The sequence below is a fragment of the Mesorhizobium sp. M7A.F.Ca.US.011.01.1.1 genome (assembly GCF_003998295.1).
In the GTDB taxonomy this organism is placed as follows: domain Bacteria; phylum Pseudomonadota; class Alphaproteobacteria; order Rhizobiales; family Rhizobiaceae; genus Mesorhizobium.
In genome coordinates this window covers 49,154-69,075 of the sequence record NZ_RZRT01000027.1, presented here as the reverse complement: position 1 = coordinate 69,075, position 19,922 = coordinate 49,154, and the positions used below count along the sequence as shown (strand labels likewise).

Below are 19,922 nucleotides of genomic sequence, written 5' to 3'. Positions count from 1 at the left end.
CATAGTTCCTTGCTCAATCGGCGGGTTCGGACTTGTGCAGCACACCCGCGGTCTCTTCATTGAGTGCCTGACCAGGCCGGCGTGGCGTAGAGAGCGGTGTCGGAATCGGCGTGCCGATATTGCCTCTCAGGAAGCGCTGTCCGGCGCGAATGCCTTCGGCAAGCTGGGTTTCGAAGCGGTCGGTGTCGCGGCGCCTGACGTCTTCGATCGTTTCAGCCACGTCTTCGGGGTCGACGCCCAGCGATTCCAGTGCCGAGCCGCCGAAAACAAGTGCGGATTCGAAGGTTTCGCGCAGTTGGTAGTCGACGCCAGCACGAATGAGCTGCAGCGCCGTTCCACGGTCGAATGCGCGGGCCAGCACTGTGAGCAGTGGGAATTCGGCCTTGATCAGCTGGGCGATGCGAACAGCCACATCGGCCTTGTCGACGCAGATCAGCACGGCGCGCGCCCGGCCGGCACCGGCGGCATGCAGGATGTCGAGTCGCGTGCCGTCGCCATAATAGACCTTGAAGCCGAAATCGGCCGCCGCCTGGATCATTTCGACATCATTGTCGATGATCGAGACGTCGATGCCGCGCAGTAGCAGCGGCTGGCTCGCGATCTGGCCGAAGCGGCCGAAGCCGATGACCAGCACGCTGCCGGTCAGGCCATCGGCGACATCGACCCCGTCGAGCGACTGCTCGTCGCGCGGCGTCAGGTAGCGCAGCGCGATGATCGCCAGCGGCGTCAGCACCATGGAGATGATGACGATCGCCGTCAGCGTCGCGTTGGCGTTGCCGTCGATGATGCCGACCGCCGCGGCCGCCGAGTAGAGGACAAAGGCGAATTCGCCGCCTTGTGCCATGAAGACCGCGCGCTCCAGGGCTTCGCGGTGGCCTGATTTCAGGATGCGGGCGACGATGTAGATACCGAACGCCTTCATCACCATGTAGGCGACGACATAGACGGCGATCAACCGCCAGTTCGCCGCGACCACATGCAGGTCGAGCGACATGCCCACCGCGAGAAAGAACAGGCCAAGCAAGATGCCGCGGAAGGGTTCGATGTCGGCTTCGAGTTGGTGGCGGAAGGTCGATTCGGACAAAAGCACGCCGGCCAGGAAGGCACCCATCGCCATCGACAGGCCGCTGAGCTGCATGGCGAGCGCGGATCCGAGAACGACCAGAAGTGCCGCCGCCGTCATTACTTCGCGGGCGCGGGCATCTGCCAGGATGCGGAAGAACGGATTGAGCAGATAGCGGCCTGCCACCACCAGGCCGACGATCGCGGCGAGCCCGATGCCGACCTCGGTCAGCCGCTCCGACAGGCTGGTGTCGGCCCCACCGGGTGCCAGGAACGCGATCAACGCCAGCAGCGGCACGATGGCAAGATCCTCGAACAGCAGGACCGATACGATGCGCTGGCCTTTCGGCGCAGCGATTTCACCGCGTTCCTCGAGGAGTTGCATGACGATCGCCGTCGAGGTCAGCACGAAGCCGGCGCCGGCGACGAAGGATTGTGCGATCGGAAACCCTCCAGCCATGCCGACACCGGTCAGCAGAAGCGCGCAGACGCCGACCTGCAGGGCGCCGAGGCCGAATATCTCACGGCGCAGGCCCCAGAGCCGCGATGGCTGCATTTCCAGCCCGATGATGAACAGGAACATCACAACGCCGAGTTCGGCGACATGAAGAATGGCTTCCGATTCGGAAAAGACGCCGAGGCCGAACGGGCCAATCACCACGCCGGCGGCCAGATAGCCGAGGATCGAGCCGAGGCCCATGCGCTTGAAGATGGGGACGGCGACGACACCGGCAGCAAGCAGCGCCACCACCTGAACCAGATCACTGCCCGATGCTTCCGCCGCCATGCCTCTTGTCCCTGTGTCTCACAGCACTCCTTGCATGCAGTTGGAGTGGGAGGCAAGGCGAGAAATCTGCCGGGAAAGGTAGGGTGCCGTTGCAGCGATTCCCCTGGTGGAACAACGGTCCCCGCTTGCCTGCCGGACGTTCGGCATCTATATGACGTCTATGCCTGACTATTCGTCCCGGCCGTCTTCGACGCCACATATCCCGATGGATGCGCTCAGCGAAGTTTTACAAGACTTTCGCTTGAGTGGTGTCAACTATGGTCGCTGCGAGCTCCGGCACCCATGGAGCATAGACTTTCCGCAACAACAGCTGCTTCGGTTTCACTTTGTCGGCCAGGGCCCGTGCTGGATTCATACTGAATCGCAAGGCTGGCAGGAGTTGCGCGATGGCGATCTGGTGCTGCTGCCGCAAGGCATCGCCCATCGGCTGGCGAGCGCGCCGGACGTTGCAGGGGACTCGCTCGAAGGTTGCCAGGTGATCAAGTTGGGGGGCAACGTCTGCGAAGTGGTACGGCAAGGAACGGGCGCGACGAGCACCCTTTTCTGCGGCTCCATGGCCTTGGACTCCTATGCGCTCAACCCATTGATCACGTTGATGCCGCCTGTCATCAAGGGTTGCGACGTGGCCGGCAATGACCCGGTCGTCGGTCCTTTGCTGGCGGCCATGACGGTGGAGGCCTCGCAACCGCAGATGGGCAGCGCCACGATTCTGTCGCGTATGGCCGACTTGCTAACGGCCCGGCTCATACGCTGCTGGGTCAATTGCAACGGAGCCTCGACCACCGGTTGGCTCGCAGCCATCCGCGACCCCCATATAGGCCGCGCTTTGGCGGCCATGCACCGCGACCCCGGCCACAACTGGACGCTGGGAAGCCTGGCCGGCGTGGCAGGCCAATCGCGTTCGATTTTCGCCGAGCGTTTCAGTGCGGTATTGGGAGAGGGTGCCGCACACTATCTCGCCCGCCTGCGTATGCAGCTTGCCCGCGAATTGCTGGGCCAAAACGGCTTGTCGGTTGCCGAAGTCGCTACTCGTTTGGGCTATGATTCCGAGGTATCCTTTGCGCGAGCGTTCAAGCGCATCACCAATGTCTCGCCGGGCGTTGTGCGTCGCACAATTCCCGGACGAATGGATATGAATTTCGGATTCTAAGATACATATCATCCGAGCGGACTCGCCTATTTAAGACCTCCAAACTTTGGAGATCTTTCCGTGACTGACACAACATTACAGCTACAGCTTGAAGACGCCGCGATTGGCCTTGATGCCGATGCACCAGCCGCGTGGAGCGCAGCCACTTGGTTCGCGGTCATTTCATTGGCGGCCACCAGCTTTGCCCTGGTGTCTGCCGAATTCCTGCCCGCAGGTCTGCTGACGCCAATGGCACGCGATCTCGGCATCAGCGAGGGGACGGCCGGCCAGGTCGTCACCGCCACCGCTTCCGTAGGCGCCGTGACGGCCATGTTGAGCAATGTTCTCATCGGCCGCTTGAACCGCAAGGCGGTGCTGGTTGGTCTCAGCGCCCTTGCGGTCGGTTCCAATATCCTGGCGGCGCTGGCGACCGATTTCTGGCTGTTGCTGTTGGGCCGGGCCGGACTGGGCATCGCTCTCAGCGCTTTCTGGGCACTTTCGGTCGCCGTCGTGGCGAGGCTGGTTGGCGCCAATGCGACAGGTCGGGGCATGGCGATCGTCACCCTCGGCGTCTCGCTTGCCACCATTGCCGCACCGTCGATGGGCGCGCTGATCAGTGACTGGATAGGGTGGCGCAGTGCCATGGCCATGACGGCGGGGCTGGCCGCGCTTGCCATGTTGCTGCAGTTTCTCAGCCTGCCGACCTTGCCTGCAACGGCAAGCAACAGCCTTGCAGATGTATTTCGGCTGACCCGGCGGCGCGGCATCCAACTCGGCATGCTGGCTATTGTTTTGCTGATGACGGGGCATTTTGCCGGCTCGGTCTATGTGCGTCCCTTCCTCGAACAGGTGACACTCCTTACAACCGGACCGATTGCCCTGGCTCTGCTCGGGTTTGGCATCGCTGCCGTGATCGGTAATGTTGCCGGCGGCCGCATGGCCGACACCAACATCCACATGGCCCTCGCAGTCACCGCAGCGTTGAAGGCGGTTGCGGCACTTACTTTGGTGCTTTGGGGCTCGCATATCGGCGTTGCCTTCGGCTTCGTTACGCTGTGGGGTTTCGCCTTTGGCATGGCGCCGGTGGTGCTGCCGACCAATATGTCGCGCGCGGCGCCTGATGCGCTGGAGGCAGCGGGCAGCCTGATGGTCACCTCTTTCCAAATTGCCATCACCATCGGCGCGGTTGTCGGCGGCTATGTCGTGGACACCTATGGCGCGACTGGGCCTTTGACTCTGACTGCTATCCTTGCCGCATCGACCGCCGTCTTGGCGCTGCTGCAGCCGCGCAGCTGAACTTTGCTGCCGCTGATAAAATAGCCTGAATCCAGGCCGCCGCCGATGTTGCAGGCGCGATACACAAGTTGAGGCCGGGAACACGTTGCATCTTGCCGCAATCGAAGGCTAAGGACGCTCGGCTTCGGCCATTGGAGGGTGATCGACGATCAAGTCGCGCCCTTTTTGAGGAGATGACTGACATGAAGAAGTTTTTGTTTGTTGCCGTCGGCCTGGCGGTGCTTGCCGGTTCGGCTTGCTCGAAGGCGCCTGAGTGCACGGCGGAGATCGCGACCAAGAAGGCGCAGGACATGGCTGCAGCACTTCAGGAAGCGATTACCAAGGACCCGTCCAAAGCGGCTGATCTGACGGCCAAGGTCCAGGCGGTGACAACCAAGTATCAGGGCGCTACGACATTGGCCGACTCCTGCAAGGCCTATGACGAACTGACGGCCACGATCAAAGGCTAACGCCCTGATTCGATTGGATCAAACGAGGCGGCGACCGTTGGGTCGCCGCCTTTTCTTTTGAATTGTTCAGTTCGGCGCGATGGAGCCGACTTCGACTGCGTCGACGCGCTTCAGGCTCATGCCGATCACCGGCACCAACTGGTCGTCGACGCGCACGGCAATAGTCACCGTCATCGAATTGTCGTCAGGGATGCGAGCCTGCATGACGCCGCGCAGCTGGTTGCGGTTGATGGTGAAGACCACCTTGCGGGGATCGACGACGTTGCCGCCGATGATGTCGAGGCCGGAACCGGTCGCGCCACCCATGAAGCTGCCCTTGTAGCCCTCACGTCCCTTGCGCTCGATCTTGGCCGACATCGGTTGGGTGAACATGCCGACCCGACAGCCGCCGTCGAGCGACATGCCGACCTTGCCGTCGGGCGTCGAGCCGGTGAAGCTGCAGTTGAACTTCGTGCCTTTGTACTTGCCGGCGACGATTTCGCCGGGACCGATCCACTTGCCTTCGGCGGACTGGAAGAACTGCTTGTCCGGCTCCGCCGCAGAGGCCACTCCGGCAATGCCGACGACTGCCGTAATCACCGTTGCCAGGGGCAGGACGCTGGATAGAATTACGCTTTTCATCGACGACACCCGGCAACAAAGATGCTGTTTGGAACCCGTCTGACCATGAACAAGATTGGTTAATGCTTCGTCACCGCGGGGCCGCCGCAAAGCAGTCCGGTAACAATTCCGAAGATCCAGACACTTCAGCCCGGCTCACTTGCCGGATGGGGTCGTTTCACCGTCTTTCCTGGTTGCGAACGATGTCAGCGCCGAGAGGAAGTCGCCCAATCCGGGACGCTTGGCGGCGCTGAAGGGCAGGGGTCGCGCCCTCTCCATCGCGGCGATGCCGATGCGCGCCGTCATCATGCCATTGACGACGCCCTCGCCAAGCTTGGCCGAAAGGCGCGCGGCCAGGCCGTGGCCGACGATCTGCTGGACGAAACTGTCGCCGACCGCGATCGAGCCGGTAACCGCCAGATGCGCCAGCACGCTGCGCGCCAGGCGGAAGAAACCCAGCGTTCCCGGCCGTCCGCCATAGAGTTCCGACAGGCGGCGAATGAGCCGCCCCGCCTCGAACACGACATAGGCGACATCGACGAGTGCGCGTGGACTGACCGCCGTCACCAGCGAAACGCGTTTGGCGGCTTCGAGAATCATCACCTTCGCCCTGGCATCGAGTGGTCCGAGAATTTCAGCCTCGGCCAGGCGCACGAGATTGCCGCCGTCGATGATTTCGCCGCGCAGTTCGGCCAGCGCGCGCCGGCCGGCCGCGGTCTCGGGTTTGGCCGCGACAAAGGCCGACAATTCGTCGACGACCGATCGTGCAGCCTTGGGATCGTCGCGGGCGATCGCGTCGAGCGCACGCTTCTGCAGCTTTTCGACCTCGGCAAGGCGGGCGATCGCCAGGAACTCGCGAATCAGGATCACCATAAGCGCCAGCACGGCGATGGCAGCCATGCCCGCGGCCAGCCAGCCCAGCCATTCGGCGCGCGCGAAGAGGTCGCGTATGAGCTGGTCGGTCCATAGGCCGACCGCCAGCGAAACCAGCACGCCAAAGGCGCCGAAGAAGATGCTGCCGAGCAGCGAACGCTTCCTGGGGGCAATGGCCGGCGGCGGCTCCGCGGCAATGATGTCAGGCTCGTCGAAGACATCGACTTCCGCCGGGATGACCATCGCGACATCGGTCTTCATCGGCCGGGTTTTGCGCTGGGTGTCGGTCTGGGTACGGCGCGCCTGCGGTGCCTCTTGCCTTGGTTCGGCTTCCGGCTCGATGCGGAACGCTGCCGGCTTGCGGGGCGCGGTCATGCCAGATGATCTCCGATCAGGAACTGCAAGGCACGGTCGAGCCTGATATGCGGCAGCGACAGGGTGATACCTTCGGCCGTGCGTTCTAGCTTTGGGGGACGGAAACGGACGAAGCGGATTGCAGGGTCCGCGGCATCCTGCTTGTGATCGGCTCCCGAAAGATCAAAAACCGCATCAATTTTCTCCGGTAAATCACCGGGAAATATGGCTGTTTCAGTTTTTCCATCGAAGGTTTCGCCGTTGATCTTCTCGCCGGCGATCGGCGTGCCGATAATGACTGGCAACGTCTCTCGGCCTTGCTTGACGGTGCCTTCGCGCGTCGCGCGCACCGCCGCCATGGCGACCACATCGACGTCGGCGCCGGTGAAATTCGCCCGTGCCACGGCGCGGTCGGCAAGCCGCCGCACGATCGCCTGCAGGCGGTCATGGCTTTCGTGATGCAGATGGTCGGCCTTGGTCGCGGCAACCAGGATGCGGTCAATGCGCCGCGAGAACAGGTCGGTGAGGAAGCTGCCCCGGCCGGGTCGGAAACAGCTGAGGATCTCGGTTACCGCGCGTTCCAGGTCGGCCATGGCGCCGGGGCCGGCGTTCAGCGCCTGCATGGCGTCGATCAGCACGATCTGGCGATCGAGGCGCGTGATGTGTTCGCGGAAGAAGGGTTTGACGACATGCGTCTTGTAGGCCTCATAGCGCCTGTCCATCATGGCGTGCAGCGACCCCGGGCGCGGACGATTGTCGCCGATCCCGGCCAAGGGCGCGAAGGTCAGTGCAGGCGAGCCTTCCAGATCGCCCGGCATCAGGAAGCGGCCGGGCGGCAAGGTCGAAAGCGCCCGCTCATCGAGCTTGCAGGCCTTCAGATAGGCGGCGAAGCTTTCGGCCAGGCGGCGCGCCGTCATCTCGTCGGCGTCGGCGTTCGGATCGATCCCGGACGACAACGCCCGCCAGCCCTGCGAAAGGTCCTCGCGCACCGGCAGAACGGCCATTTCAAAGGCTTCGTGCGAAAAATCGGCAAAGGATTTGCCGAGCAGCGGCAGATCGAGCAGCCATTCGCCGGGATAGTCGACGATATCGACCGACAATCTGCCGGAGGAAAACATGCGGCTCCAGCCGGAAGCCGATTCATATTCGATGGTCAGCCGCAGTTCCGAAATGGCGCGCGTCGAATCGGGCCAGGCACGATCGTTGACCAGGGCGGCGATGTGGTCCTCGTACTGGAAACGCGGCACCGCGTCGTCGGGCTGCTGCTCGAGGAAGGCGCGGGCGATGCGCCCAGATTTCTGCGCCTCGAACAGCGGCAGGCGGCCGCCATGGATCAAATTGTGGACAAGGGCCGATATGAACACCGTTTTGCCGGCGCGGGACAATCCCGTCACGCCGAGGCGCAGCGATGGGGAAAAAAGCCCGGTGGCGCGGCCCGAAAGCGTATCGAGGGCAATCCTCGCCTCGTCGGTGAAGGTGGTCAGCGATGATGCCAAAATATGCTCTCTCGAACTTCGGTCCGTTCGATATAGGCGCTGTATCAGGGCTTTGAAATGGCTTCAGAGATCGGCCGGCGTCAGGAACGCTTCGAGATAACCGGTGCCTTGGGCGGCGCTGGCAAGATCGCCGTCGAAGCGGACGACCGCCAGGCCCGCGGTCGGGAACCCATGGTTCAGCGTGACCCGCGCGGTCTCGTCGCCGTCGCCCGAAACTGCCATGGTGAGGTCTTCCATCATCGGGTTGTGGCCAATGACCAGCAATGAGCCTGATCCGCCATTGTCGCGGATAAGGTGGAGGTACCCGGCCGCGTCCGCGCTGTAGAGCGCGTCGAAGAACAGAACCCGGCCGGTGTCGGTCTGGCCGGCCAGGCCTTCCAGCGTTTCCTTGGCGCGCTTGGCATTGGAGCAGAGCGTCCGGTCCGGAACATAGAGGCGGGAGCGCATGGCGGCCCCCACCATTTCGGCATCGGCGCGGCCGGACGCATCGAGCGGGCGATCGAAATCCCGCATGCCGGGCAGTGCCCAGCCAGCCTTTGCGTGTCGCAACAGATAAAGCCTGCTCACCCAACCTCCGATGCCGAAGCCTCCCGGGATTAGCCACGAGAACGGTGTTGCGCACAATGGCCCGTGCTCTTCAAACACGGCGAATCACCCAATGCTGCTTGCTGCAAAAGGCGCTTGCGTATCGGCCCCGGGATCACGGCCGATCTCGGAAAGCATGAGCCACGGATCCAAAGTGTCTCGGCGGAGTTTGTACCAAAGCCACGTACGCGGCTGCAAAGTGCGTGACGGGGTACTTTAACAATTGCGTGAAACAGCGGCCGATTGCGCTTGTGCAGGCGTCGGACGACGAATATATAGGCGCCAAATTTGGGGCAGTTTGGGTGAGTCGAATGAACGACATCGTTACCGCCGATTACGTACCCTCCGAAGACGAGCCGTTCATGAACGAGCGGCAGAAATCCTACTTCCGCTCAAAGCTCGTCACCTGGAAGAATGACATATTGCGCGAAGCGCGCGAAACACTGGAAATCCTGCAGCAAGAAAACGCCAACCACCCCGATCTGGCCGATCGCGCCTCTTCGGAAACCGACCGCGCCATCGAACTCAGGGCCCGCGACCGTCAGCGCAAGCTCATCGCAAAGATCGATTCCGCCCTGCAGCGCATCGACGAAGGCACTTACGGCTATTGCGAAGAGACCGGCGAGCCGATCGCGCTGAAGCGGCTCGATGCGCGTCCGATCGCGACATTGTCGATCGAAGCGCAGGAGCGGCATGAGCGCCGCGAAAAAGTCTATCGCGACGACTGAAGGTCAAGGCCGGCGGCTCACGGCCGGCTGTCCTCGAACGAACTCGATTCTGAATGGCCGGTTTTCCGGCCATTTTTATTGGTGCGGCATCCACCGCTCAGGACGGGCGAAGGCAGCAAACCCTTGGTATGGCGCTTCGGACGAGGTGGTTCGGCAGTGGACCAGTGGACCGGCGACGATGTTTCGCGGTGATAGCGACCCGGCGGTCGCTCATCTCTTCTGACTGGAGAGTTCGCCGAGAAGCTTGGTCATCTCGTCGTCGAGCGACGGCGGCGCCGCCGGCTTGCCCACGGGGCCGCCCGAACGGGGCTGGTCCAGCGACACTTCGAGTTCCCTCATCAGCGTGTCGTCGATGCTGTCCTGCACCGGCTGCGGTGGTGGCGGCGCGTGCCGGGCGGTGTTGGCATTGGCGGAGCCGTAGGCCGGCAACGGCGTGACATTGGTCGGCTGATAGCTTTGCGTTGCCGGCTTCGGTGCAGGTGCCGGCGGCGCTGTTGTACGCGGGCGGGCGGGTGGCGTCGTGTTCACCGGCTGTGGAGCGGGAGCCTGTCTCGCCGGCGGCGGAGCGGGTTGCGGCGGACGCGGTCTTGCCGGGGCCGCGGCGGCCGGAACCGGCTGCAAGCCGCCATCTCCGGTCAATGCCGGCCGGCGTAGCGCCGAAAGTCGGATATCGCGCTCGACGACGACGTCGGTCGGGCCGCCGATCAGAAGCAGATGTTCGATGTCGTCGCGCCGTATCAGCACCAGCCTGCGGTGGCTGTCGACGGCGGTGGCATCCATGACGGCCAGTCGCGTCTTGCGGTTCCGGCCACCGGCGACGAAGGTTCCGAATGTCAGGTTGCGCACCAGCTTGATGATGACGAGAACGATGACCAGCAGGACAAGCGCTGCAAACGTCCACAACAATGCTGCGGCATAACCGGGACCTGCCACGCTATCGAGCCATTGCATTGGTTTCCCCTGATCGCCCTTGGAAGTGACGAGACACTAGACCGTTGCAGCGGGCCACCGCAAGTTGCGTTTCACGCCGGTGAACAGCTTGAAAAACCCAGAAGGCCGAAAGACATCATTTTTATCCGACATTTGCCGCCCAGGCCTTTTCCGGACTAGGAGAATGTGATTCAACCCGGTACGGGGCGGGTGTCGGAACACCGGAATTCACGAGCAGGGGGCACATGGCCAAGGAAGCGCGCGGCGATTTCTATCCGGTACCGATCGTCGACCAGAATACGCGACCGGGCGCAGTCACCCGGCTTATCATTTTCATCGTCGTTCTGACGGGGGCGGCGATCGTCTTCGGGCTTTTCCGCGAGCGCCTCGGCGATCCTTTCCTGCTCGGCATGCTCGGCGTGCTGGCGATGATCGGCGTCGGCTTCCTGTTTGCCACAGCGATCGGCTTCGTGCAGGTCACGCCACGCTCGACCGGCGACGAACTGTCGAAATCCTTCGTCGATTCGATGTCGCAGGGGCTTCTCGTCACCGACACCAAGGGCCGCGTCGTCTACGCCAACCGCGCCTATGCGGATATGACCGGAGCATCGTCCGCCGCCGACCTGAAGACCGTCGAGGGATTGCTCTCGGATGTCCCCGAAGCCTCGGTGACGATCTATCGCCTGGCGTCCGGCCTGCGCGACGGCCAGCCGGGCGACGGCGAGTTCAGGCTCGCGCAGTCCATCCGGCCCGGTGCCGAGCCGGGCGCCCGCTGGTACCGCGCCCGCGCCCGCGCCTTCAGCGTTCCGGGCCAGCGGCTGCCGATGCTGGCCTGGCAGCTTGCCGACATCTCGCAGGAGCGGGCCGAGCAGGAGCGCTTCTTCCTCGATCTGCAAAAGGCGATCGATCACCTCGACCACGCGCCGGCCGGCTTCTTTTCGGCCGACCAAGAGGGCCGCGTCACCTACATCAACGCCACGCTCGCCGAATGGCTGGGCATCGACCTCACCAGTTTCACGCCCGGTGCCGTGTCTCTCTCGGAGATCGTGGCCGGTGACGGCATGGCGCTGGTCCGCTCGGTCAAGGCCGACCCCGGCACCACACGCAACGCGGTGATCGATCTCGACCTGACGACCATGACGGGCGAAGCGCTGCCGGTGCGCTTCATGCACCGCGTTTCGGCCAGCCGCGAAGGATTGAACGGGCCGACACGCACGATCGTGCTCAACCGCACGCAAGGCGAGGACGCTTCGGCCGACCTGCGGGCTTCGGAAGTGCGCTTCACCCGCTTCTTCAACTCGACACCGATGGCGATAGCCGGCGTCGACCACAACGGGCGCATCCTGCGCACCAATGCTCCGTTCCTGTCGCTGTTTTCGTCCGTTGTCGACCGCGACGCCGTCGATCGTCGTGTGCGGCTCGACACGGTCATCCATGAACGCGACCGGCCTGCCTTTGCCTCGGCTTTCGAAAAGGCGCAGCAGAGGCAGGCCGACATCGAGCCGATCGACACGCTTCTGCCCGGCAACGACGAACGGCACATCCGTTTCTACGTCAACGCTGTCGCCGACGGCACTGGCGGCGAGGGCGCCGAGGAGTCGGCCATCGTCTACGCCGTCGAGACGACAGAGCAGAAAGCGCTCGAAGGGCAGATGGCGCAAAGCCAGAAGATGCAAGCGGTCGGCCAGCTTGCCGGCGGCATCGCGCATGATTTCAACAATGTGCTGACCGCCATCATCATGGCGTCCGACCTTTTGTTGACCAATCACCGTCCGTCGGACCCCTCCTTCCCCGACATCATGAACATCAAGCAGAACGCCAACCGGGCGGCTTCGCTGGTGCGGCAGCTTCTGGCCTTCTCGCGCAAGCAGACATTGCGGCCGGAAGTGCTCAACCTGACCGACGTGCTCGCCGATCTCAGGATGCTGCTGGCCCGTCTGGTCGGCAACGACATCAAGCTGAAGGTCGACCATGGCCGTGACCTATGGCCGGTCAAGGTCGATATCGGGCAGTTCGAACAGGTGGTGGTCAACCTTGCGGTCAACGCGCGCGATGCTATGCCGGCGGGCGGCGATCTGACCGTGCGCACCCGAAATGTAACCGCCGAGGAGTGCAAGGCCTTTTCCTATCGCGAACTGGCCCCGGCCGACTATGTCGTGGTCGAAGTCGAGGACACCGGCAGCGGCATTGCGCCCGACGTGCTGAAGAAGATTTTCGAGCCCTTCTTCACCACCAAGGAAGTCGGCAAGGGCACCGGCCTTGGCCTGTCGATGGTCTACGGCATCATCAAGCAGACCGGCGGCTTCATCTTCTGCGATTCGGAAGTCGGCAAAGGCTCGACCTTCCGCATTTTCCTGCCGCGTCATATTGCGGAAGCGAAAAAAGCAGGCGAGCCCGGCGATGCGCCGGCGGCGCCGGCAAAGGTCGCCGATCCGGCCAAGGATCTGTCGGGCTCGGCCACGGTGCTGCTCGTCGAGGACGAGGATGCCGTGCGCATGGGCGGCATGCGGGCGCTGACCTCGCGCGGCTACACCGTGCACGAGGCATCGTCGGGCGTCGAGGCGCTGGAAGTGTTCGAGGCGCTGGGCGGCAAGGTCGATATTGTCGTTTCCGACGTGGTGATGCCGGAAATGGACGGACCGACACTGCTTGGTGAATTGCGCAAGCGCCAACCGGACATCAAGTTCGTCTTCGTGTCCGGATACGCCGAAGACGCATTCGCCAGAAACCTGCCGGCAGATGCGCATTTCGGCTTTCTGCCCAAGCCGTTTTCGCTCAAGCAACTGGCGACGATCGTCAAGGACGTGCTGGAGTCTTAGAGCCTTCGCCAGGTTCCTCCTTGCGCAACGCCGTGACAACGCCATGATTGCGGGTGAAACGGCAGGAAGGCTAAGGGGGAGCAACTGGTGACGCCGCACAACGAAGCGGACAAGGACGACTACGCCGACACGGTGTTGTTGCCGGGTGACCCGCAGCGTGCCGAGTGGATGGCGCAAACTTTCCTGGAAGCGCCGCGCTGCATCAATCGTCGCCGCGGCACGCTTGGCTTCACAGGGCTGTTTCGTGGCAAGTCCATCAGCATTCAAGCGACGGGCATCGGCGTTTCATCGTTTCTGATCTATGCGCATGAACTGCTGGACCATTATGGCGCCCGGACGTTGATCCGCACCGGCACCTGCGGCAGCCTGACCGCAAAGGCAAAACTGCGCAGCCTTGTCATCTCGCAATCGGCACAGGCGGAAAGCGCCCAGAGTGGCCAGGTTTTCGGCCTTTATCGACCCGCTGGCCCCGACCCGGCGCTTCTCGCATCGTCACTGGCCAAGGCGGTAGAATTCGGCATCGACCATCATGCCGGCCTGACGGTGTGCAGCGACATCTTCTATCACCCGGAAGGGCGCGCTCGTTTTGCCGTTGCGCGGTCGGAAGGAGCCCTGGCCGTGGATATGGAAACCAGCGCGCTCTATCGCATATCGGAGCATTTCGGCGCGCGTGCGCTGTCGATGTGTGTCGTGGTCGACAACATCGAGACCGGCGAACAGACCGACTATTCCGAGCGCCAGGAATTGTTCGCAGACATGAGCCGTCTGGCGCTCGCTGTCGCAGCAGAGAGCTAGAGTACGGGTCTACCGGGGCAGCCCCTTGCGTACGGCAGCGACATCGTCAGAGGAGACCGCCGGGGCGGCGTTGCCCCAGCTGGCGCGCACATAGGTCAGGACGTCGGCGACCTCCTGGTCTTTCAGGCGCCAGGCCAGGGAGGGCATGGCGGGCGGCGTCGGTAAGCGCACAGCAGCACCAGATCGGCCGGCTGGAAGTAATCCTCAGCTGGCAAGCAGCCTAATGAGTTTACGACCTGGACGACGCCTTGTAGACTGAACACATGGCGCTCAAACGGATGGACAACATAGGAATCGTCGTCGATGACCTCGAAGAGACGATTGGTTTCTTTCGCGAGCTCGGCCTTGAGCTCGAAGGGCGGGCTACGATCGAAGGAGAATGGGCCGGACGTGTCACTGGGCTGGGCGATCAGCGCGTCGAGATTGCCATGATGCGCACGCCGGACGGCCACAGCCGGCTCGAACTGTCCCGTTTCCTCACCCCGCCTGTCGTCGCGGATCACCGCAACGCCCCGGTAAACGCCCTAGGTTACCTCCGCGTCATGTTCACCGTGGACGACATTGAAGGGACGCTCGAAAGGCTCCGCAATCGCGGCGCGCGGCTCGAAGGCGAAGTCGTCCAGTATAAAGACGTGTATCGGCTCTGCTACATTCGAGGGCCCGGAGGGCTTCTCATCGGGCTCGCGCAAGAACTCAGCTGAGCGCAATGCGCTAAGCAGCCTCCCGCTTCGGCACCATCTGCTCATCCATTCCTGGCCGATGGCCGCGCAGATAGAGCGCGCAGGTGGTGCGCAGCATCGACGCAAAGTTCGGGATGGCGCCGTTGATCTCTATGGCTTCGTCATAGAGCTTGGAGATGAATTTTGGCGTCGTCAGATTCTGGTTTTCAGCGATTTCGTCCAGCAAAGCCCAAAATGTCGCTTCGAGCTGGATGCTGGTCGAGTGGCCGTCGATGCGAATCGACCGGTTGATCTGGCGATAGCCTTCGGGATCCTGGCCCGCAAACACCCTGCACATCCGACAAACCTCCCATGATTGTTGATCTTGGGTGGACGGGCGTGCAGTTTGATACTGCTTGACCTGTCCCCATATGCATTCTCAGGCAAAATTGCCGGGCCGGCAATCGGACTTTCGTCCCGTTCGCGGTTGCTGGCGTGGTAACCGGCTGCCACCACCTTTTGTCCGTGCCGCGCATAATCGCCTCCACACCAGCGCGGAGACTGATTTGGCCAAGGCGATACACAGTATGATCCGGGTCCTCGACGAAGCCCGATCGGTCGATTTCTACAGAAACGCCTTCGGGCTCGATGTCGCCGACAGGCTGGATTTCGAGACATTCACTCTCCTTTACCTCAGCAATGCCGAGGCAGGGTTCGAGCTCGAACTGACCGTGAACAAGGATCGGCAGGAGCCTTACGGGCTCGGCGACGGCTACGGCCACTTTGCGGTCTCGGTCGTCGATCTCGACAGCGAACATGACCGTCTCGGTGCGCTCGGCCTCAACCCGAAGAAGATCGTCGAGTTCAATCGCGACGGGTCGCTGATCGCCCGCTTTTTCTTCATCGAGGATCCGGACGGCTACAAGATCGAGGTTCTGCAACGCGCAGGTCGCTTCCAATAGGAGACATAGCAGCCGCGCCGGCAGGCGCGGCGCCAGCAAACGCACTCTCAACAGTGCACATAGCAAGCAGGGAGGAATAAAATGGTCACGATCTATGACGCGAAGCCCGGGCTTTCACGTCGTGAGCTTCTCAAACGCGGCGGCATCGGCGCGCTGCTCGTCATCTCCGGCAGCGCCGTCATCAGCCCTGAGCATGCCTGGGGGCTCGAGACATCGGCACTCAAGCCCGAAACCATGGCGACGCTGATCCAGATGGCGCGCGACATCTATCCGCACGATCAGGTTCCCGACAAATATTACGCCGTTGCCGTGAAAGGCCATGACGAGCAGGCCGGCAAGGACGTCGCCTACAAGACAATGATCGAAGACGGTATCGCCGACCTCGACAAGAAGTCCGGTGACGGCGGCTACCGCGGCCTTGGCTGGGAGGACCAGCGAGTCGCCGTGCTGAAGCAGGTCGAGACGACGCCGTTCTTCCAGGCCATCAGAGGCGGCCTCGTGGTCGGCCTCTACAACCAGAAAGAGGTGTGGCCGATCTTCGGTTACGAGGGCGAGTCCTATTCCAAGGGCGGCTACATCGCGCGCGGTTTCGACGACATCGAGTGGCTCTGAGCCCCGTTGTTCCTGAACCCGCAAACAGAAATCATGGGAGGAAACCATGGCAGCTTCATTTGATCTGAACAACGACGGCGTCGTCGTCATCATCGGCTCGGGCGCCGGCGGCGGCACGCTCGGCAACGAACTCGCCCAGAAGGGTGTCGACGTCGTCATCCTGGAAGCCGGCGCGCGCCACGAATACGAAGACTTCATCAATGACGAGTGGGGTTCGTTCAGCCAGCTCGCCTGGACCGACAAGCGCACCACGTCGGGTGACTGGCGTGTGGCCAAGGATTTTCCCAACCTGCCGGCCTGGATCGTCAAGTCGGTCGGCGGTTCGACCACGCACTGGGCCGGAGCCTCGCTGCGCATCCAGGAGCATGAGTTCAAGACGCTGTCGACCTACGGCAAACTGGAAGGCGCCAACCTGCTCGACTGGCCGATCACGCTGGCCGAGATGGAGCCCTACTATGCCAAGGCTGAGGCCAAGATGGGCGTCACCGGCACCAATGACTGGCCGCGACTGCCGGGCAACAACAATTTCAAGGTGCTGAAGGCCGGTGCCGACAAGCTCGGCTACAAGGAATGCCACACCGGCAACATGGCGATCAACTCGGTTGATCGCGACGACCGCATGTCCTGCCAGCAGACCGGCTTCTGCTTCCAGGGCTGCAAATGGGGCGCCAAATGGTCGACGCTCTACACCGAGATACCCAAGGGCGAGGCGACAGGCCATCTCGAAGTGAGGCCCAATGCCATGGCGATCAAGATCAACCATGACGCCAGCGGAAAGGTGACCGGCGTCGTCTACGCCGACAAGGACGGCAAGCTGCAGGAGCAGAAGGCCCGCATCGTCGCGGTTGCCGGCAATTCGATCGAGAGCCCAAGGCTGCTGCTCAATTCGGCATCGGGAAAATTCCCCGATGGGCTTGCCAACTCATCGGGGCAGGTGGGCAAGAACTACATGCGCCACACCACCGGCTCGGTCTATGCCATCTTCGACAAACCGGTGCACATGTATCGCGGCACCACCATGGCCGGTATCATCCGCGACGAGGCGCGCCATGATCCGTCTCGTGGGTTCGTGGGTGGTTACGAATTCGAGACACTGTCGCTCGGCCTGCCGTTCATGGCAGCCTTCCTCGATCCGGGTGCCTGGGGCCGCTCGTTCACCACCGCACTCGATCACTACGACCACATGGCCGGCCTGTGGATCGTCGGCGAGGACATGCCACGGGCGGAGAACCGCATCACGCTGCATGCCGACGAGAAGGACGCGCACGGCATGCCGATCGCCGACGTGCATTTCGACGACCATCCGAACGACACGGCGATGCGCAACCACGCCTACAAGCAGGCTACGGCACTTTACGATGCGGTCGGCGCCACCCGCATCTTCCCGACGCCACCCTATCCGTCGACCCACAATCTCGGCACCAACCGGATGAGCGAGAAAGCGGAAGACGGCGTCGTCAACAAGCACGGCCAGGCGCACGACATCAAGAACCTGTTCGTGTCCGACGGCAGCCAGTTCACCACCGGAGCCGCCGAAAACCCGACCCTGACGATCGTGTCGCTCGCGATCCGTCAGGCCGACTACATCGCCGCGCAGATGTCAGCCAAGACGATCTAGTCACATCCTCCCGACTGACTGCTGGCGCGGAACCCGCAAGGTTCCGCGCCTTTTTCTTGCCGCCTTATTGCCTGGTGCAGGTCGAGGCGGTGAAGGCGCCGTCGGGTTGCTTCATGATGATGTCGAACGAGGGCACGGTTTCGCCGTCCAGCGTCGCCTGGGTCAGCGACAGTGAATTGCCGCCGGCGGTGTAGCCGCCCAATGGCCCCAGCCACGAGATCACGCCGTTTGCGTCCATTTGATAGTTATAGCCCTGCTGCACGGGGCCGAAGACGCGGAGGCTGGTGTAGGCCGGGCCGCTGTAGACGTTCCCCTTGATGGTGATGTCGCCGAGGCTGAGGAACATGCCAAGCAGGTACACTTCGCAATGATAGGTGCCGTCAGGCATCTTGCCGTCGCTGAAATCGGCTCGCGCGGCCCCGGGTGCCGCGGCCAGAAGCAGTATGCTGATGAAAATGCGTGAAATCCCTGAAACCATGACGTCGCTCGCTTGAAGAGCGAGCTTGCCCTATTTTTGCACCGCCCCGCAACATCGGTCGCCTGAGGCACGGCCGTTGAGATCAAAATCTAGGCAGTCGGAAGGAGTGAGTGAAAATTAGGCAATGACTGCGTAAGCTGCGCAAATTTCCCTCAATCGATTTCTGGCCGCCTCACTTTGTTTTGGAAGCCCTATATTCCAAGGCGCTGATATCTCTGAGCTATTTGTATCCTTTCGGGATCGCCAGAGCGGTTGGCATGGGGGTTGCATTGTAGTGTTGCGGTGCAATCAAACAGCTTGGGAGTCCGTAATATGAGGGGTAATTTCTCGACAATAACAAAAATGTTTTCGGCTGGTGTGGTCGCCGCCGGCCTGTTGACGTCCGCTCCTGTCAAGGCCGCCGACGATACGATCAAGGTCGGCATTCTCCATTCGCTGTCGGGGACCATGGCGATTTCGGAGACGACGCTGAAGGACGCCATGCTGATGCTCATCGACGAGCAGAACGCCAAGGGCGGCCTGCTCGGCAAGAAGCTCGAGGCGGTGGTTGTCGATCCGGCTTCCAACTGGCCGCTGTTTGCCGAAAAGGCGCGCGAACTGATTTCCAAGGACAAGGTCGCGGCGGTGTTCGGTTGCTGGACCTCGGTGTCGCGCAAATCGGTGCTGCCGGTGTTCTCCGAACTCGACAACATCCTGTTCTACCCGGTCCAGTATGAGGGCGAGGAAAGCGAACGCAACGTGTTCTACACGGGTGCTGCGCCGAACCAGCAGGCCATCCCGGCCGTCGACTACCTGATGAGCGAGGATGGCGGTTCGGTGAAGCGCTGGGTGCTGGAAGGCACCGACTACGTCTATCCGCGCACCACCAACAAGATCCTCGAAGCCTATCTGAAGGCCAAGGGTGTGGCGGCGGAAGACATCATGGTCAATTACACGCCGTTCGGCTTCTCCGACTGGCAGACCGAGGTTTCAGCGATCAAGAAGTTCGGTTCGGCCGGCAAGAAGACCGCCGTCGTCTCGACCGTCAACGGCGATGCCAACGTGCCGTTCTACAAGGAACTCGGCAACCAGGGCATCAAGGCCGAGGACATCCCGGTCATGGCCTTCTCGGTCGGCGAGGAAGAGCTTGCCGGTCTCGACACCGCGCCGCTGGTCGGCCATCTCGCCGCCTGGAACTATTTCGAGAGCGTCGACACGCCCGAGAACAAGAAGTTCATCGCCGACTGGCACAAGTTCATCAAGAACGACAAGCGCACCACCAACGACCCGATGGAGGCCCATTATATCGGCTTCAACATGTGGGTGAAGGCGGTCGAGAAGGCCGGGACCACCGATCCGGACAAGGTCATCGACGCCATGATCGGCGTGTCGGTGCCGAACCTGACTGGCGGCTATTCGACGATGATGCCGAACCACCACATCACCAAGCCGGTGCTGATCGGTGAAATCCAGGCCGACGGCCAGTTCGAAACTGTGTCGCGCACGCCGGGTCTGGTGATGGGCGACGAATGGTCCGACTATTTGCCTGATTCCAAGGACCTGATCTCCGATTGGCGCGCGCCTCTGTCCTGCGGCAACTTCAATGTTGCCACCGGCAAGTGCGGCGGTAAGGGAACGAACTGATACTCCCAGGGCTGACTTAGTCAGACCGCGCGTCCGGACGGCTTCCTCCGTCGTCCGGACGCCCATT

At 62.4% G+C, this 19,922-nt stretch carries 19 protein-coding genes; 11 read left to right on the top strand and 8 right to left on the bottom strand.

All coding sequences use genetic code 11. The features are described 5' to 3' along the window. Positions 1-13 precede the first annotated feature (13 nt). The gene (locus tag EOA13_RS22455) at positions 14-1,849 is read right to left on the bottom strand and encodes a monovalent cation:proton antiporter-2 (CPA2) family protein (protein WP_127295929.1); all 1,836 of its coding nucleotides are present in this window, start codon (positions 1,847-1,849) and stop codon (positions 14-16) included. Positions 1,850-2,009: 160 nt separating this feature from the next. Between EOA13_RS22455 and EOA13_RS22450 the strand changes: the two genes are divergently transcribed. From EOA13_RS22450 to EOA13_RS22440, 3 genes are all read left to right on the top strand, one after another. Next, positions 2,010-2,999, top strand: coding sequence for an AraC family transcriptional regulator (locus tag EOA13_RS22450; protein WP_206535306.1), 990 nt, complete (start codon positions 2,010-2,012; stop codon positions 2,997-2,999). Positions 3,000-3,059: 60 nt separating this feature from the next. Then, entirely contained in the window at positions 3,060-4,274 is a 1,215-nt protein-coding gene (locus EOA13_RS22445) for an MFS transporter (RefSeq protein WP_127295928.1), read from the top strand. Positions 4,275-4,456: 182 nt separating this feature from the next. Beyond that, entirely contained in the window at positions 4,457-4,723 is a 267-nt protein-coding gene (locus tag EOA13_RS22440; protein WP_127295927.1) for a hypothetical protein, read from the top strand. A gap of 66 nt (positions 4,724-4,789) precedes the next feature. On the opposite strand, the gene EOA13_RS22435 is transcribed toward EOA13_RS22440, so the two are convergent. The 4 genes from EOA13_RS22435 to EOA13_RS22420 form a co-directional block, all read right to left on the bottom strand. Further along, entirely contained in the window at positions 4,790-5,344 is a 555-nt protein-coding gene (locus EOA13_RS22435) for a hypothetical protein (RefSeq protein WP_127295926.1), read from the bottom strand. Positions 5,345-5,479: 135 nt separating this feature from the next. Further along, positions 5,480-6,571, bottom strand: a complete 1,092-nt coding sequence (locus tag EOA13_RS22430; RefSeq protein WP_127295925.1) for a YcjF family protein — start codon at positions 6,569-6,571, stop codon at positions 5,480-5,482. Further along, the gene (locus EOA13_RS22425; protein ID WP_127295924.1) at positions 6,568-8,046 is read right to left on the bottom strand and encodes a YcjX family protein; all 1,479 of its coding nucleotides are present in this window, start codon (positions 8,044-8,046) and stop codon (positions 6,568-6,570) included. Before EOA13_RS22425 ends, EOA13_RS22430 begins: the two co-directional genes overlap by 4 nt. Positions 8,047-8,109: 63 nt before the next feature. After that, positions 8,110-8,613: a histidine phosphatase family protein gene (locus EOA13_RS22420; protein WP_127295923.1), complete on the bottom strand. Its 504-nt coding sequence runs from the start codon at positions 8,611-8,613 to the stop codon at positions 8,110-8,112. A 329-nt stretch (positions 8,614-8,942) separates the two neighbouring features. On the opposite strand from EOA13_RS22420, the gene dksA reads away from it, so the two are divergent. Continuing rightward, entirely contained in the window at positions 8,943-9,359 is a 417-nt protein-coding gene (gene dksA / locus EOA13_RS22415; RefSeq protein ID WP_013531862.1) for an RNA polymerase-binding protein DksA, read from the top strand. Positions 9,360-9,569: 210 nt separating this feature from the next. On the opposite strand, the gene EOA13_RS22410 is transcribed toward dksA, so the two are convergent. Beyond that, positions 9,570-10,310, bottom strand: a complete 741-nt coding sequence (locus EOA13_RS22410; RefSeq protein WP_127295922.1) for a flagellar biosynthetic protein FliO — start codon at positions 10,308-10,310, stop codon at positions 9,570-9,572. A gap of 224 nt (positions 10,311-10,534) precedes the next feature. Between EOA13_RS22410 and EOA13_RS22405 the strand changes: the two genes are divergently transcribed. The 3 genes from EOA13_RS22405 to EOA13_RS22390 all read left to right on the top strand — a co-directional run bounded on the left by EOA13_RS22405 (position 10,535) and on the right by EOA13_RS22390 (position 14,604). Next, positions 10,535-13,108: an ATP-binding protein gene (locus EOA13_RS22405; RefSeq protein WP_127295921.1), complete on the top strand. Its 2,574-nt coding sequence runs from the start codon at positions 10,535-10,537 to the stop codon at positions 13,106-13,108. A gap of 87 nt (positions 13,109-13,195) precedes the next feature. After that, positions 13,196-13,903 carry a purine-nucleoside phosphorylase gene (locus tag EOA13_RS22400; RefSeq protein ID WP_127295920.1) on the top strand — a complete coding sequence of 236 codons (708 nt, stop codon included), beginning with the start codon at positions 13,196-13,198 and terminating at the stop codon, positions 13,901-13,903. Between the two features lie 263 nt (positions 13,904-14,166). Next, positions 14,167-14,604, top strand: coding sequence for a VOC family protein (locus tag EOA13_RS22390; protein ID WP_127295919.1), 438 nt, complete (start codon positions 14,167-14,169; stop codon positions 14,602-14,604). Positions 14,605-14,614: 10 nt separating this feature from the next. On the opposite strand, the gene EOA13_RS22385 is transcribed toward EOA13_RS22390, so the two are convergent. Beyond that, positions 14,615-14,920, bottom strand: coding sequence for a ribbon-helix-helix domain-containing protein (locus EOA13_RS22385; protein WP_013531854.1), 306 nt, complete (start codon positions 14,918-14,920; stop codon positions 14,615-14,617). Positions 14,921-15,128: 208 nt separating this feature from the next. Between EOA13_RS22385 and EOA13_RS22380 the strand changes: the two genes are divergently transcribed. The 3 genes from EOA13_RS22380 to EOA13_RS22370 all read left to right on the top strand — a co-directional run bounded on the left by EOA13_RS22380 (position 15,129) and on the right by EOA13_RS22370 (position 17,754). Further along, positions 15,129-15,524, top strand: a complete 396-nt coding sequence (locus EOA13_RS22380) for a VOC family protein (protein ID WP_127295918.1) — start codon at positions 15,129-15,131, stop codon at positions 15,522-15,524. 81 nt (positions 15,525-15,605) lie between these two features. Further along, on the top strand, positions 15,606-16,136 hold the full coding sequence (locus EOA13_RS22375; RefSeq protein ID WP_127295917.1) for a gluconate 2-dehydrogenase subunit 3 family protein: 531 nt from the start codon (positions 15,606-15,608) through the stop codon (positions 16,134-16,136). Positions 16,137-16,182: 46 nt separating this feature from the next. Next, on the top strand, positions 16,183-17,754 hold the full coding sequence (locus EOA13_RS22370) for a GMC family oxidoreductase (protein ID WP_127295916.1): 1,572 nt from the start codon (positions 16,183-16,185) through the stop codon (positions 17,752-17,754). Between the two features lie 64 nt (positions 17,755-17,818). On the opposite strand, the gene EOA13_RS22365 is transcribed toward EOA13_RS22370, so the two are convergent. Then, positions 17,819-18,232, bottom strand: a complete 414-nt coding sequence (locus EOA13_RS22365) for a hypothetical protein (protein WP_127295915.1) — start codon at positions 18,230-18,232, stop codon at positions 17,819-17,821. Between the two features lie 312 nt (positions 18,233-18,544). Between EOA13_RS22365 and urtA the strand changes: the two genes are divergently transcribed. Then, positions 18,545-19,855 carry an urea ABC transporter substrate-binding protein gene (urtA, locus tag EOA13_RS22360; protein WP_027036733.1) on the top strand — a complete coding sequence of 437 codons (1,311 nt, stop codon included), beginning with the start codon at positions 18,545-18,547 and terminating at the stop codon, positions 19,853-19,855. The last annotated feature ends 67 nt before the right edge of the window (positions 19,856-19,922 follow it).

Coding starts and splice junctions, on each gene's coding strand:
- EOA13_RS22455 (WP_127295929.1), bottom strand. CDS start 1,849: ATGGCGGCGGAAGCATCGGGCAGTGATCTGGTTCAGGTGGTGGCGCTG.
- EOA13_RS22375 (WP_127295917.1), top strand. CDS start 15,606: ATGGTCACGATCTATGACGCGAAGCCCGGGCTTTCACGTCGTGAGCTT.
- EOA13_RS22390 (WP_127295919.1), top strand. CDS start 14,167: ATGGCGCTCAAACGGATGGACAACATAGGAATCGTCGTCGATGACCTC.
- EOA13_RS22410 (WP_127295922.1), bottom strand. CDS start 10,310: ATGCAATGGCTCGATAGCGTGGCAGGTCCCGGTTATGCCGCAGCATTG.
- EOA13_RS22365 (WP_127295915.1), bottom strand. CDS start 18,232: ATGGTTTCAGGGATTTCACGCATTTTCATCAGCATACTGCTTCTGGCC.
- EOA13_RS22385 (WP_013531854.1), bottom strand. CDS start 14,920: ATGTGCAGGGTGTTTGCGGGCCAGGATCCCGAAGGCTATCGCCAGATC.
- urtA (WP_027036733.1), top strand. CDS start 18,545: ATGAGGGGTAATTTCTCGACAATAACAAAAATGTTTTCGGCTGGTGTG.
- EOA13_RS22430 (WP_127295925.1), bottom strand. CDS start 6,571: ATGACCGCGCCCCGCAAGCCGGCAGCGTTCCGCATCGAGCCGGAAGCC.
- EOA13_RS22405 (WP_127295921.1), top strand. CDS start 10,535: ATGGCCAAGGAAGCGCGCGGCGATTTCTATCCGGTACCGATCGTCGAC.
- EOA13_RS22450 (WP_206535306.1), top strand. CDS start 2,010: ATGCCTGACTATTCGTCCCGGCCGTCTTCGACGCCACATATCCCGATG.
- EOA13_RS22370 (WP_127295916.1), top strand. CDS start 16,183: ATGGCAGCTTCATTTGATCTGAACAACGACGGCGTCGTCGTCATCATC.
- dksA (WP_013531862.1), top strand. CDS start 8,943: ATGAACGACATCGTTACCGCCGATTACGTACCCTCCGAAGACGAGCCG.
- EOA13_RS22435 (WP_127295926.1), bottom strand. CDS start 5,344: ATGAAAAGCGTAATTCTATCCAGCGTCCTGCCCCTGGCAACGGTGATT.
- EOA13_RS22440 (WP_127295927.1), top strand. CDS start 4,457: ATGAAGAAGTTTTTGTTTGTTGCCGTCGGCCTGGCGGTGCTTGCCGGT.